This window comes from Geminicoccus harenae, assembly GCF_019800005.1.
GTDB classification, from domain to species: Bacteria; Pseudomonadota; Alphaproteobacteria; order Geminicoccales; family Geminicoccaceae; genus Geminicoccus; species Geminicoccus harenae.
Genome location: NZ_JABGCL010000042.1, coordinates 15828 through 29770, shown reverse-complemented (window position 1 = coordinate 29770; position 13943 = coordinate 15828). Strand labels below are relative to the sequence as shown.

The 13943-nt window shown below is 68.0% G+C and carries 13 protein-coding genes; 6 read left to right on the top strand and 7 right to left on the bottom strand.

The features are described 5' to 3' along the window. The 5 genes from HLA95_RS23960 to HLA95_RS23940 form a co-directional block, all read right to left on the bottom strand. Window positions 1-196 (bottom strand): hypothetical protein (locus HLA95_RS23960; RefSeq protein WP_222184785.1); only part of this gene is annotated, 196 nt, incomplete at its 3' end. Window positions 197-858: 662 nt separating this feature from the next. Then, entirely contained in the window at window positions 859-1929 is a 1071-nt protein-coding gene (locus HLA95_RS23955; protein WP_191061217.1) for a Gfo/Idh/MocA family protein, read from the bottom strand. A gap of 80 nt (window positions 1930-2009) precedes the next feature. Next, window positions 2010-2837 carry a sugar phosphate isomerase/epimerase family protein gene (locus tag HLA95_RS23950; RefSeq protein WP_191061218.1) on the bottom strand — a complete coding sequence of 276 codons (828 nt, stop codon included), beginning with the start codon at window positions 2835-2837 and terminating at the stop codon, window positions 2010-2012. A gap of 73 nt (window positions 2838-2910) precedes the next feature. Beyond that, window positions 2911-3540 (bottom strand): redoxin domain-containing protein, encoded by a 630-nt coding sequence (locus HLA95_RS23945; RefSeq protein ID WP_191061219.1) that lies wholly within the window; start codon window positions 3538-3540, stop codon window positions 2911-2913. A gap of 40 nt (window positions 3541-3580) precedes the next feature. Then, the gene (locus HLA95_RS23940) at window positions 3581-5692 is read right to left on the bottom strand and encodes a protein-disulfide reductase DsbD family protein (RefSeq protein ID WP_255592205.1); all 2112 of its coding nucleotides are present in this window, start codon (window positions 5690-5692) and stop codon (window positions 3581-3583) included. A gap of 315 nt (window positions 5693-6007) precedes the next feature. On the opposite strand from HLA95_RS23940, the gene HLA95_RS23935 reads away from it, so the two are divergent. The 6 genes from HLA95_RS23935 to HLA95_RS23910 all read left to right on the top strand — a co-directional run bounded on the left by HLA95_RS23935 (window position 6008) and on the right by HLA95_RS23910 (window position 12381). Continuing rightward, on the top strand, window positions 6008-6571 hold the full coding sequence (locus HLA95_RS23935) for a glucose-6-phosphate isomerase family protein (RefSeq protein ID WP_222184781.1): 564 nt from the start codon (window positions 6008-6010) through the stop codon (window positions 6569-6571). 67 nt (window positions 6572-6638) lie between these two features. After that, window positions 6639-8111 (top strand): ABC transporter substrate-binding protein, encoded by a 1473-nt coding sequence (locus HLA95_RS23930; protein ID WP_191061155.1) that lies wholly within the window; start codon window positions 6639-6641, stop codon window positions 8109-8111. A 68-nt stretch (window positions 8112-8179) separates the two neighbouring features. After that, a complete protein-coding gene (locus HLA95_RS23925) occupies window positions 8180-9325 on the top strand; it encodes a carbohydrate ABC transporter permease (RefSeq protein WP_191061548.1) in 1146 nt (381 codons plus the stop codon). Further along, window positions 9322-10359, top strand: a complete 1038-nt coding sequence (locus HLA95_RS23920) for a carbohydrate ABC transporter permease (RefSeq protein WP_191061547.1) — start codon at window positions 9322-9324, stop codon at window positions 10357-10359. The genes HLA95_RS23925 and HLA95_RS23920 overlap by 4 nt, the downstream gene beginning before the upstream one ends. A gap of 22 nt (window positions 10360-10381) precedes the next feature. Further along, entirely contained in the window at window positions 10382-11431 is a 1050-nt protein-coding gene (locus tag HLA95_RS23915) for an ABC transporter ATP-binding protein (RefSeq protein WP_222184779.1), read from the top strand. Further along, window positions 11428-12381, top strand: coding sequence for a carbohydrate kinase family protein (locus tag HLA95_RS23910; protein WP_191061576.1), 954 nt, complete (start codon window positions 11428-11430; stop codon window positions 12379-12381). Before HLA95_RS23915 ends, HLA95_RS23910 begins: the two co-directional genes overlap by 4 nt. A 15-nt stretch (window positions 12382-12396) precedes the next feature. On the opposite strand, the gene HLA95_RS23905 is transcribed toward HLA95_RS23910, so the two are convergent. Together HLA95_RS23905 and HLA95_RS23900 are read right to left on the bottom strand one after the other, a co-directional pair. After that, complete coding sequence (locus tag HLA95_RS23905; RefSeq protein ID WP_191061575.1) at window positions 12397-13323, bottom strand: NAD-dependent epimerase/dehydratase family protein; 927 nt, start codon at window positions 13321-13323, stop codon at window positions 12397-12399. Window positions 13324-13425: 102 nt separating this feature from the next. After that, entirely contained in the window at window positions 13426-13830 is a 405-nt protein-coding gene (locus HLA95_RS23900; RefSeq protein ID WP_191061574.1) for a response regulator, read from the bottom strand. Window positions 13831-13943: the final 113 nt, after the last annotated feature.

Here is a 13943-nt window from a genome sequence, read left to right as displayed (position 1 = left end):
CGCCCCAGCACAAGGCCAGCACCACCGGCAAGAAGCCGAACAGGAACGGGTAGGAGCTGAACACCATCGGGCAAGGTTCCCGGCTGACCGACGCTCCTGCCGCGCATGCCGCCGCACGATGCCGAACATGCGAGGGCCGGCCCCAGGCAGATCTCAGGGCCGCGACACTAGCACAGAACAGCACGCGCGGCGTCACGAGCCAGCGCAGGGCAAGGCGTCAGAAACTCGAAATGAAGCGTTTCCAGACACGACGCAGTCTTGTCATGCCCGTCACTCGTTATGTTGCTGAATTCATCCCTAACATACTCCGGTGCGAAAAAGTATAGTTAAAAATTTCGGTAGGATGGGCACTTCAACTATAGATACGGATCGAATCTGCTGGATTATCCTCAGCAGTGTTCACATGCCTCGGATACGGCAAAGTAGCGGCGCGTATCGGGTCCAGGGTCGGAAGAGGGTGTGCAGCGGGTTTCCGACCCACGGGGTGCGGCCGATGCTCCCGGCCGCCCGGGTCCTGCGCGATGATCTTCTGCCGGACGAAACCGGCCGCGGCCGGGGCGTTGTCCGGAAGGGATCATGAGACGATTCGGATCCTGGGCGGTATGTTGCCATGACACCTTCAACATAATTATAAAACTTGCAGAAACTACTAATGATCTACCATATTCACTTGAACAATACCTGCACGATTAAAGTAAAACCTCTCGTCGATGTTCGTCGAGGTCCGCATGTCTTGGGTGATGCTGTACAATAACATGTCATGAAGATTAACCAAAATACAAAATGATGAACGCCGCCGGGCAGAGCGTCGGCGGCGTTCATCCTGCAACTCGTGATGGATCGGCCTGGCCCGCCGATCTACTTCATGCGATCGGCGATCTCCGCCCACAACATCAGGTCCCGGCGAAAGTCCGCGAGATCGGTCTTGGGCCGGCTGCCGTCCTGGACGTGCCGATGGAACTGCTTGAGCTCGGCGGCGAAGGCATCGCTGTAATAGGGGCCTAGGATGCGCTGCTTCACCCCGTCCTCGCCCCGCTCGGCGATCTCCAGCCGGGTCGGCAGGCTGCGGATATAGGGGGTGTCGTAGATGATCCGCACGCGCTTCTGGTCCGAGCGCACCTCGATCATCGCGTCGAACAGGCCGATCTTGTCGATCACGGCCTGGTACTGGCAGAGATAATGGCCGTAGTCGAACATGATGGACGAGTTGAACCCGCCATTGGTGCGGTGCGCCGCGATCACCCGCTTGGGCTCGCCGATCAGCTCGCGCATCGCGGAGAGATGGTGGCAGCTCATCGAGGTCAGGATCGCATAGGCCTGCACCAGGTCGGCCGGGGCATCCGCGCCCACCACCTCCCGATAGAGCGCCTCGCGGGCCGCAGCGCCTGCCCGGCGCAGGTCCGGTGCGACGTCCTCCGGGTAGAGGATCTGCTGGCTGTGCCGCATGAACTCGGTGCCGAGCGAGATCAGGTCATGGATGCGGGCATGGGTGATCTCGTGGGCGGGCGGCAGCTCCGCCTTGGCCGCCAGATAGGCCGGCGCATAGCGGCGCATGTAGGCGACGAACAGGACCTTGCCGTAGCCCTCCAGCAGCGGCAGCAGCTCGTCCATCTCGCGCAGGTTCAGGCAGGCCGGCTTTTCCAGGAGGATGTGCTTGTCCGCCTGGATCGCCAAGCGGACATAGCGGCTGTGGGTCTCGTCCGGGGACAGGATGAACACGGCATCGATCGCCGGATCGGCGATCAGCGCGTCGGCGCTTGGAAACACCCGCACATCGGCATGACGGGAGCGGACGAGCGCGGTGACGCTCGGCGACACGTCGTAGATGCCCGCGATCCGGAAGCGGTCATGGAGGTCGGCCAGGGTGGGCAGGTGGATGGCCTGGGCGACTTCACCCAGGCCGATCAGGCCGACGTGCAGGATGGTCAAGGGCAGGGCTCCTTCTCGAGGTTCGCCGGGATGGTCGGGGGATCAGGCGGCCCTGCCGGCAGTGCCGCCGGTCCGGCACGTCACACGCCGAACTTCTGCAGTGCCAGGCGGTTCGTCTTGACCGCTGCGGCCGGATCCCGCCCGGCCTCTGCCGATTCTTCCTCCACCACCAGCCAGCCATTGCAGGCCGGCGTCCGGTGGACCAGCTCGATCACGGCCGCGATGTCACAGGCACCGGCCCCCAGCATCCGCCAGGTCCCATCCCGGTCGACGTCCTTCAGATGGACGTAGCGGATGCGGCCCAGATGGCGCTCCAGCGTGTCGGCGACATCCTGGCCGCCCCGGATGATGTGGCCGGTGTCGGGCACCCAGCCCACCAGGGCCGGGTCGGTCAGCGCCATGATCCGGTCGTAGTCGGTGCGGTCGAACAGGAGCGTACCGTGGTGCGAGCTGGGGTGGAAGGCGACCGGCACGCCCAGGGCAGCGCCGCGCCGGCCGGCTTCGTTGTAGATGCGCGCCGCGGTGCGGAACTTGGCGTCGCGCTCGCCGCCGGACATGACCGTGGCACTGCCGAGCGACAGGTGGGCACCCGGAAAATGCGCGGTGAACGCCAGTGCCCGGTCGATCATGGCGAGGTCGACCTCGAGCTGGGCATCCTCGGTGAAGCCGCTCGGGCTGCCGCAGGCGAAGGCGACCAGGGTGAGGTCATGGGCGGCGAGCGCTGCCCGGAACGCTTCGGGCCGGCCGGCATAGCGGCCGATCATGGTGTCGGTGATCTCGATCCCGGCATAGCCGGCACGGGCGATGGCCTGCAGCAGATCGTCCGCATCGCCCTGCCAGCCTTCGCCCAGCATCTCCCAGGTGAAGGTCTGGCAGCCGGCCATCAGGTCCGGTCCGGCACTGTCCATGAAGCGCTCCCCGCTCGCTTTGCGCGCGGGATCAGGGGGCTGCCGGGCGCAGCCTGTCAATGACCGCCGCCGTTCAGGCCGCCGGCGCGTACTTCACGGCACAGCCATAGGGCCGGGTCACCGACGGATCGACCGGTCGGCCCTCGACCGCAGCCAGGAGCGCGTTGCGCAGATAGGGCTCGGCCCGCTGGATGTCGGCCGGCCGGGTGGAGCGGATCGAATCGATCCCGCCCATGTAGAGCAGCGTGCCGTCCGGGCCGATCACGAACATCTCGGGCGTGGTGGTCGCCTGGTAGGCGCGGGCAGCCTGACTCATCGGATCGAGCAGGACCGCTGCCGGCCGTGCCCCCCGTGAGACCGTCAGCTCCTTCGCTTCCGCCCCGGTGACATGGCCCTGCTCGCCTTCCGGAGACGAGGCCACCGACAGCCAGACCACGCCCTTGTCGGCGGCCAGCGCCTGGAGCGACTGCATGTTGCCGCTGCCGTAGTGCTTCCGGACATAGGGGCACTCGTGGTTGGTCCACTCCAGCACCACGAGCCGGCCGCGATAGTCCTGGAGCCGGTGCATCGTGCCGTCCTGGTCGGGCAGCAGGAAATCCGGTGCTGGCTGGCCGACGGCGGGACCGGCCACGGCCAGGCGCGGCAGGAGCATGGTGGCCGCGGTGGCCAGCAGGGTGGCACGGCGGGTGATCGGCAGGATCATGGCAGTGTCTCCTGGCTCGGGATGGGCGGGATCGTCAGCCCTAGCTGGGTGTTGGCACCTGTGCGGCCGTGCGCGCCACCGGCTCCAGCGCCTGCAGCACGATCGATTCGGTGAGGATCTGCGGCAGGACCACCGGCGCGCCGCTGCCGGCCGGATAGAGCAGATAGAGCGGCACGCCCTCCCGGCCATGGCGCTGGAGCAGTGCCCCGACCGCCGGGTCGCCATTGGTCCAGTCGCCCACCAGGGTCGCGACGCCGGCTGCGGCGAACGCTTCCTGGGTGGCCGCCGTTTCGAGCGCCACCCGCTCGTTGACCTTGCAGGTGATGCACCAGGCAGCGGTCAGGTTGACGAACACCGGCCGGCCCTGGGAGCGCAGCTCTGTGACCCTGGCTTCGCTCCAGGGCTCGGCTGCCGCTGCGTCCGCCGCCACCGCCCGGGGCGTTTCCGCTGCCCGGAGCTGGGGCAGGACCGCAAGTGCTGCCAGCATGGCCAGTGCCGCGGCACCGCGGCCGGCCCATGCGCCGTGCCGGCCGGCAGCCTGCGTGATGCCCAGCGCCCAGGCGGCGAACGCGACCAGGAGCGCGCCGACGAGAGCCAGGAGCAGCCCGTCGGCACCCGCCTGCACGGTCAGGACCCAGAGCAGCCAGGCGGCAGCGCCGTACATCGGGAAGGCCAGTGCCTGCTTGAGCCGCTCCATCCACAAGCCCGGCCTGGGCAGGAGCCGGGCCAGGCGGGGCAGGAAGGCCAGGAGCGCGTACGGGGCGCCCATGCCCAGGCCCAGGGCGGCGAACACGGTCAGCGTTGCAGCCGGCGGCATGGCGAAGGCGGCACCGGTGGCAGCGGCCATGAACGGGGCGGTGCAGGGAGTCGCGACGAGGACGGCCAGCGCGCCGGTGAAGAAGCTGCCGGCATGGCCGCCCTTCGCTGCGAGGCTACTGCCGGCACTGACCGGGCCGCCCAAAGCATAGACACCCGACAGGTTCAGCCCGACCGCCAGCATCAGCCAGGCCATCGCCGCCACGAACAGCGGTGAGGTGAACTGGAACCCCCAGCCGGCCGCCATGCCGGCCCCCTTGAGCAGCAGCAGCACCCCGGCCAGCGCCAAGAAGGACAGCACCACGCCCGCCACGTAGGACAAGGCATGGAGGCGGATCGTGCGGTCCGCGCGGCCAGCCAGTGCCGCGATGCCGACCGCCTTCATGGCGAGGATCGGGAACACGCAGGGCATCAGGTTGAGCAGCAGGCCACCGAGGGCTGCGAACAGTGCCGCCTGCCAGAGCGGCAGGCCGGCAGCATTGGCCGGGCTGGCAGTAGGCGGCACGGGGCCCAGCGGGGCCTCCAGCGCATAGGCGCTGCGGCTGCCGGCAGCATCGGTAACCGCGATCACGCCGGACAAGCGCTCCGGCAGCTCGCCCTTGGCGCGGACGAGGCCCAGGCTGAGCTCGCCCTGGCCCACGCGGAGCTCCTGGGGGGCGGCGTTCTCGATCACGCCCCACTCGGCCGGGAAGAAGAAGGCGCTCGCCACCGTATCCGGGGAAAGCAGCTCGCCGGACAGGCGCAGCACGCCCTGGTCGCCCTCGAACCCGGCCTCGGCCTGCCAGACCGAGGGGCGCGGCAGGCTCGCCTCGGCCGCAGCGAACAGCGGTGCTGTCGCTCCATCGTTCCGGCTGGTCGGCTCCACCGGCAGCGCCAGGGTGAAGCTGGTCTCCTCGGGGATGCAGATGTCCTTGCAGACCAGCCAGAACGCATCCGTCCTGACCGTGAAGCTCTGGCCCGGCTGGAGGTCGGCCGGCGGGGTCACCGTGACCGGGAAGACGACCTCGTTCTCGTAGCCGAAATTGACCAGCGGCCCATACTCGATCCGCTCGGGTGCTGGAAACTGCAGCTCGCCGGCGGAAGCACCCGCGGGCAGGTCGAAGGTGAGCGAGGGCGGCTCGCCGGCATCGCCTGGGTTGGACCAGTAGGTGTGCCACTCCGGGCTGATCTTCTGGCGCAGCCCCAGGCGGAACGGCTCGCCCGGCGCGATCGAAGCTGCCTCGCTCACCAGGGTGACCGTGGTCTGCGGCGAGGTGAATGGCTCGGTCTCGGCCGACCGGGCAGTGGCCGGCAGCACCAGGAGCGCCGTGAGCGCCACTACCCAGGCACGAGGCATCGCGGGACGGCACCCGAACATCCAATCAGGCTCCTAAAATCAGCAGGCCATGGCATGCGTCTCGACCACGCTCAGCAATATCCCCGAGGCTTCGATCCGCGGCAAGGCCGGCGGCGAAATGTCCCCGGCAAGGCAAGGTGAACGCCGTACCCCGAGGGGCGGCAGGACGGGCCCCCGCAAGCCATTGAATGGCGTGGCCCATGCCGGCCGGAAGGCGCCGAAGATGAAGCTTGAAAGTAGGACGATTGGCTAGAAGACTGCGCCGCGCAGACAAAAGGGGGGCGGCCAGGTGATGGCCTGGCCAGGGGGATGAGAATGCTGTTGCCGGCCGGGGTGCGGATCGACCCGAACACGGGCGCGGTGGAGCCCGCCACGGCGAGCTACACCAAGCGGCTGAGCGAGCTTCGTGGCCTGTTCCAGGACCGGCAGGCTTTCGATGCGACCGTGGCGGACGGTGATCCGCTGGCCTACGAGGTGATCGACTATCGCTGGAAGGACAGCGACCTGGCGTTCGGCACCACGATCATGGCGCCCGGCAAGGTCGGCGACGAGTATTTCATGACGCGCGGCCATTTCCACGAGCGGCGCGAATGCGGCGAGACCTACTACACCCAGTCGGGCGAGGGGCTCCTCCTGCTGCAGTCGCGCGACGGCGAGACCCGCACGGTGGAGATGAAGCCCGGGATCTGCGCGTTCATCCCGCCGGACTGGGCGCACCGCTCGATCAACACCGGCAAGGACAAGCTCGTGTTCGTCTGGCACTGCGCCACGGATGCGGGGCACGAGTATGGCGAGATCCTGGAAAAGGGCATGCGCAAGCTGGTGGTCGAGCGGGACGGCCGGCCGGAGGTGATCGACAACCCGAATTTCATGCGCTGAGTGCGCCCGGGGGGCGGGCCGCTCCAGGATCGATCGCAAGCAATAGACGAGACCGGGGAGGGTCGAAATGACGATTCGCAGTTGGTTGGCGGGCCTGGCGATGGCGGGCGTGGCGGCGGGCGCCATGCCGGCCCTGGCCGCCGAGTTCGACGGGGTGACCGTCAACATCCTGACGCAGACGGGCCCCGCGATCTCCGGCCCGATGCAGGCGCGGGCCCCTGAGTTCGAGAAGCAGTCCGGGGCCAAGATCAACGTCATCACCGTGCCGTTCTCGGACATCTACCAGAAGCTGCTGACCGACTGGTCGACCGGCACCAACTCGATCGACGCCGCGGTGTTCGCGCCGCAGTGGATGGTCGATTATGCCGGGTCAGGCTTCCTCGAGGACCTGACGCCGCGCATGGAGGGCGACGAGGCGCTGGAGCAGGACGACATCGCGCCGTTCTTCCGCGAGTTCTCGCAAAAATATGCCGGCAAGACGTACATGATGACGTTCGACGGCGACTTCCACATGATCTTCTACCGGACGGACATACTGGAGGAGCTGGGCAAGCAGCCGCCCAAGACCTGGGAAGACTATCTGGACATCGCCGCGGCCGCGCATGGCAAGGACATGAACGGCGACGGCCAGCCGGACTTCGGCTCCTGCATCGGCAAGAAGCGCAACGCCCAGGGCTACTGGTTCCTGACCTCCGTGGCCGGCGGCTACATCCAGGCCAAGGGTACGAGCGAGGGCGCGTTCTTCAACACCGAGGACATGACCCCGCTGATCGACAATGCCGGGTTCCGCAAGGCGCTGGAGGTCTACAAGAAGACTTCCGAGTACGGCCCGCCGGACGAGCTGAACCTGGACGTCGCCGACACGCGGGTGATGTTCGTGGCCGGCCGCTGCGCCCTGTCGATGGACTGGGGTGACATCGGCTCCATGTCGGTCGATCCGTCCATGAGCAAGGTGACCGGCAAGGTCGGTGCCACCATCCTGCCGGGCTCCAGTGAGGTGATCGACCGTACCACCGGCGAGTTCGTGGCCTGCGACGCGGACACCTGCCCCCATGCGATCAACGGGCTGAACCATGCGCCGTTCGCGGCATTCGGCGGCTGGGGCGGCGGCATCAACGCCAATGCCGACCCCAAGGTGAAGGACGCGGCCTACGCCTTCTTCTCCTATTTGTCGCAGCCGGCCCAGTCGAACCAGGACGTCACCAAGGGCGAGACCGGCTTCAATCCCTATCGCATGTCCCAGCTCGAGGACGTGGCGACCTGGGAGAAGATGGGCATGGGCAAGGAGAACGCCGAGAGCTACCTGGGTGCCATCAAGACCAGCCTGAACAGCCCCAACATGATCCTGGATCTGCGCATCCCGCAGAACCAGCGCTACCAGCAGGTGGTGCTCGACACCGCGGTCGCCCGCTATCTGGCCGGCGAGCTGGATGTCGACGCAACGGTCGAGACGGTGGTCGAGGGCTGGAACGAGGTGAACGAGGAACTCGGTACCGACGAGCAGCTGGAAGCCTACAAGGCGACCATCGGCGCGGAGTGATCGCTTGAATGACGGGGCGCCTGCCTTGGGCAGGCGCCCCGTCCGTTTCTTGAAGGGGCAGGACCGACATGGCCGTGACGTCCGCAGCGCACGTGACCGCCGCACCGCCGGAGCGGGAAAGCCTGAACGACTGGCTCGACCGCCAGGCCGGCCGGCTGTTCATCCTGCCGGCCGTGATCCTGATCCTGGGCTTCTCGATCTTCCCGCTGATCGCGTCTGCCTACCTGGCGCTGTCCCGCTTCAAGCTGGCGCCGGGCGGCTACACGCTGACCTTCATCGGCTGGTTCAACTTCAAGAAGATGTTGACCGGCTCGCAGCAGTTCCACCTGCTGGGCACGTTCGGCGCCATCACGCTGCTGGGCTGGGTGATCATGCTGGCGACGGTGGCCCTGGTCGTCTGGGGGGTGGTCCGCTACGCCCGCTCGGGCCGGGTCACAGTGGTGGGCTCCATCGGCCGGCTGATCACGATCGCCACCGCGCTGGCACTTTCGGTCCTGTTCGCGGTCAATCTGGGCGAGGGCGGCCAGCTCGGCACGATCGCCACCACCATGTTCTACGTGGCGGGCGGCGTGGCCGTGCAGTTCGCGCTGGGCCTGGGGCTGGCCCTGCTCTGCGCCAAGCCGATCCGCGGCCGCAGCTTCTTCCGGGTCCTGTTCTTCGTGCCGCTGATGGTGACCCCGGTGGGCATCGCCTACACGTTCCGCATGCTGGCCGACACGGCGGTAGGTCCCTTCGCGCCCTTGTGGCACTGGCTGGGCTATGCCCAGACTTCCTGGTCCGCGGATGCCTGGACCGCCCGGTTCGTCGTGCTGATCGGCGATAGCTGGCAGTGGATCCCGTTCATCTTCATCGTGCTGCTGGCCGCCATCGAGAGCCAGCCGCGCGACGAGGTCGAGGCGGCGCAGCTCGACGGCGCCAGCGGCTGGCAGATCTTCCGCGACATCACCTGGCCCTCGATCGCCCCGGTCGCCGCCACCGTCGTGCTGATCCGCGCCATCGAGGCGTTCAAGATCATCGACCTGCCCAACGTGCTGACCAATGGCGGCCCGGGCATCGCCACCGAATCGCTTACCCTCCATGCCTTCATCGAATGGCGGGCGCTCAATCTCGGCGGCTCCGCGGCGGTCGCCTACATCCTGCTCTTCCTCTCGACGATTGCCTGCGTGTCGTTCTTCAACTTCGTGGTGAAGCCGATGCGGGAGGCCCGGGCATGAGCGTCCTCAAGCGCCTGACCGAGCCCAAGTCGCTGGACAGCATGTCGCCGCTGGGTGCCGTCTTGGTCTATGGCGGGCTGATCCTGTGGAGCATGGTGGTCCTGTTCCCGCTCTACTGGATCGCGATCACTTCCCTGAAGCTGCCGATCCACGTGTCCGCGGGGCCAGTCTACCTGCCGTTCGTCGACTTCCTGCCGGACCTCCATGCCTGGCGCTACATCTTCGTCGACCTCGGCAACGACACGCTCCGGCCCTACCTGAACTCGATTGTGGTGGCGCTGGTCTCCACAGCACTCGCCATGCTGATCGGCTCGATGGCTGCCTATTCGCTCTCGCGGCTGGAGTTCGCGCCGCGGCTGGCCTCGATCCTGCTGTTCCTCCTCCTGGGTGCCGTGATGATCGTGGCGGTCGCCGGGTTCGGGGTGCCCTGGTGGATCGCGGCGGTCGTAGCGCTGGCCTTGTTCCTCCTGCTGGCGCGCGCCGCCGGGCGGACCATGCGTGCCTCGCTCGGCAATGGCGACATCCTGTTCTGGATCATCTCGCAGCGCATCCTGCCGCCGGTGGTGGCGGCCCTGCCGATCTACGTGATGTTCCAGACGGTCGGCCTGCTGGACACCCGCACCGCGCTGATCGCCACCTACACCACGGTCAACTTGCCGATCGTGGTCTGGCTGATGTACGACTTCTTCGTGACCATCCCGAAGGACCTGGAGGAGAGCGCCTCGCTGGACGGGGCCTCGCGCTTTGCGATCTTCTTCGGGATCGTCCTGCCGCTGGCCCGGCCGGGCCTGGTCGCGACCGGCCTGCTCGTGCTGATCCTGGCCTGGAACGAGTATCTGCTGGCCCTGTTCCTTTCCAGCGCCAACGCCCAGACCATGCCGGTGCTGGTGGCGGCCCAGAACGCCACCCGCGGGCCGCAATGGTGGTACATGAGCGTGCTGATCCTGCTCATGATCCTGCCGGTGATCTTCCTGACCCTTCTCCTGCAGCGTTTCATCGCCAAGGGCATGCTGCTCGGCGCGGTGAAGGGCTGATGCTGACGAACGAGCACTGCCGATGACGATCATTCTGGACCAGACCTCCAAGTCGTTCGGCAGCGTCGAGGTGCTGAGAGCCCTGTCCCTGGAGGTGAAGCCCGGGGAGTTCCTGGTGCTGCTGGGTGCCTCGGGCTCGGGCAAGACCACGGCGCTGCGCATGATCGCCGGGCTGGAATCGGTGACGTCGGGCCGGATCCTGATCGGCAGCCGCGACGTCACCCACGTCCTGCCCAAGAACCGCGACGTGGCGATGGTCTTCCAGTCCTACGCGCTCTATCCGCACAAGACGGTGTTCGAGAACATCGCCTACCCGCTCACGGTGCGCAAACGGCCGAAAGCCGAGATCGAGAAGAGCGTGCGCGACGTGGCGCAGCAGGTGCAGCTCGACCATCTGCTCGAGCGCTACCCGCGTCAGCTCTCAGGCGGCCAGCGCCAGCGCGTGGCACTTGCCCGCGCCATCGTGCGCCGGCCCAGCGCCTTCCTGATGGACGAGCCGCTCTCCAACCTGGATGCCAAGCTGCGCGGGCACATGCGCGCCGAGCTCAAGCACATGCAGCACGAGCTCGGCATCACCACGATCTACGTGACCCATGACCAGATCGAGGCGATGACGCTGGCCCATCGGGTCGCCATCCTGGAGCGGGGCGTGCTCCAGCAGCTCGACACGCCGGCCAACATCTACAACCGCCCGGCCAACCTGTTCGTCGCGGGCTTCATCGGCTCGCCGCCCATGAACGTGCTGGAGGGCTCCCTGGCCGATGGCCGATTCGACTGCAGTGCCGGCAGCTTCGGCACGGCCAGCCGCGCCAGCGGCCGCGCGGTGGTGGCCGGCCTGCGCCCGGAGGACGGGCGGCTCGCACCGCCCGGTCAGGGCCAGCTCGCCGGGGAGATCTATGCCAGCGAGCTGATCGGCGACCACACCCTGGTCACCTGCCGCTGCGGTGGCGCCACGGTGACCGTGAAGGCCGACAAGGATTTCGCCGGCTCGATCGGGCAGCCGATCGGGATCGGTTTCGAGGAGCGTGCCGTGCATCTGTTCGACAAGGCCAGCGGCGAGAGGCTCCAGTGAGCCGCTTCGACGTCGTCACGATCGGCGAATTGCTGATCGACCTGGTGCCGCTGCCGTCGGCCGACGGCAGCATGCGCTTCGTGGCCAAGCCGGGCGGGGCGCCGGGCAATGTCGCGGTGGGAGTCGCCCGGCTGGGCGGCCGCTCCGCCATGCTGACCAAGGTCGGCGAGGAGGCGTTCGGCCGGATGCTGGTCGACACGCTGCGTGCCAACGGGGTGGCGGTGGACGGCATCCCGTCGACCGCGGAGCGCCGCACCGGCCTCGCCGTGGTCACCCTCACGGACCAGGGCGACCGTGACTTCTTCTTCTATCGCGACGGCTGCGCCGATTCGGACCTGTCGCCGGACGAACTGGCGCTGGACATGCTCCGGGATACCCGGGTCTGCCATGTCGGCAGCCTGTACCTGGCGCAGCCCACCTCAGCCAGCGCTCAGCGCCACGCCGTCGCGGTGGCTAAGGACAGCGGCATCATGGTCTCGGCCGACCCGAACCTGCGCGTCCATTTGTGGAACGACCGGGACGCGATGCTGGCCGCCGGCCGCGAGGTCGTCGGCCAAGCCGGAATCGTGAAGATCAGCGACGAGGAACTCGTCATGCTGACCGGAATCGCGGACACGGAGGCGGCGGTCCGCTCGCTCTGGCATGACGCGATGCAGGTGGTGGCGGTCACCCGCGGGCCGGAGGGCGCCGAGATCTTCACGGCGCACGATCATGTCCGGGTGGCCGGCTTCCCGGTGGAAACGGTCGACACGATCGGCTGCGGCGACGCCTTCATGGCGGCCATGCTGACAGAGCTGGTCGCGCGCGACTTCCGGCTGGCGGGGCAGGACGACCTGACCGCCGTGGCCAAGCGCGCCTGCGCCGCCGGCGCACTCACCGCGACCCGGACCGGCGGGATGGAAAGCCTGCCGGACCGTGCCGCCATCGACCAGTTCCTCGCCGGGCGCTGAGGCCGGCAGCCAGACCTATCCGGCAGTACCGGGGCGGGAGCTGGACGACCGCAGCGCCTCGGCCATGGCGCGAATGCCCTGCTCCAGTGTGACGGCCGGCCGGTAGCCGAGGTCGCGCTTGGCCGCGTCGATGCAGAACTGCTGCTGCACGTCGTCATTGGGCAAAGGCCCCGGACCCAGCGTGATGTCGGCGGACGGCAGGATCCGGCGGACCAGTTCGGCCGTCTCCTCCACCGTGCGGAAGTCGTCGCCGGTCAGGTTGTAGGCCGGCTGGCGGATCTCGGCCGCATCGAGCGCATTGATCAGGCCGGCGGCGGCGTCATCGGCGTGGATGTACTGACGCAGCGCCGCACCGCCCGCTGTGGTGCGGGTAGGGCGACCGGTCAGCGCATCGTCCACCATGGTGCGCAGCATGCAGGCGGTCGTCCGGTTCGGACCATAGACCCAGCTCAGGCGCAGGGAAACGGTGGAGACGCCATGCTCGTCGGCATAGGCCGTGACGAGCTTTTCCGCGGCGAGCTTGGTAGCGCCATAGACGGTGGTGGGGTTCAGCGGGGCGTCCTCGTGCACCGGGCCCGGACCGGCATGGCCATAGGCGCTCACCGAGGAACAGTTCACCAGCCGGCGCACCCGCCAGATCCGGGCGATCTCCAGCATGTTGGTGGTGCCCAGCACGTTCACCTGGACGAGGTCGTACGGGTTGTCCTGCGACACCATCGGGCCGGAATGGGCGCCGCAATGGATGATGCCGTCCAGCGTCGTGCCGGCCGCGAGCCCGTGCAGGCGGTGGATGTCGCGCAGGTCGCAGCCGACCACCTCGGTCTCGCCTGCGCCGGACGCCGTGCGATCGATGCCGATCACCCGGTCGCCGCGGGATCGAAGCTGGGCGGTGACCGAGCGGCCGATCAGGCCGGCGGCACCGGTGACGAGGATAGTGCTCATGTTCTGGTTTCCCTGCGGGAGGCCATGGCTCGGCTGGGTCGCCTGCCGCTGGCAGCGAGCATGCCGGGAACGTGACGTAGGGGGAACCCGGCTCCAGCCGGTTCAGGTCGCCGGGTCGCCCTGCGGCCCGGCGAGCAGCTCGGCCAGCTTCTCCGCCAGGTCCCGCTGCTGGTACGGCTTGGCCAGCCGGGGCAGGGCTTGGTCTTCGCCCAGCGGCAGATGGGCATAGCCCGTGGTCAGCAGGATCGGGATGCCCGGGCGGAGCGCGCGGGCCCTGACGGCGAACTCGGCGCCGTTCATGCCGGGCATGGCATGGTCGGTGACGATGACGTCGACCCGTACCCCGCTCTGCAGGATCTCCATCGCCTGGGCACCGGAATGTGCGTCCAGCACGCGATGGCCCAGATCCTCCAGCATGTCGGCGGTGCTCATCGCGATCAGCGGATCGTCGTCGACCACCAGCACCGTGACCTGGTCGCCATCGTCTGCACTATGCGGGGTATCCACCATGCTCTCCAAAATTCAGGCGTCACCCGACGGTCGGCGGCCCCCTTTGCCCAGGGGAAGGCGTGCAGGCCGACCGGCAGACCCGGCACCGCGTCGCCAGGGCAACGGGCCGC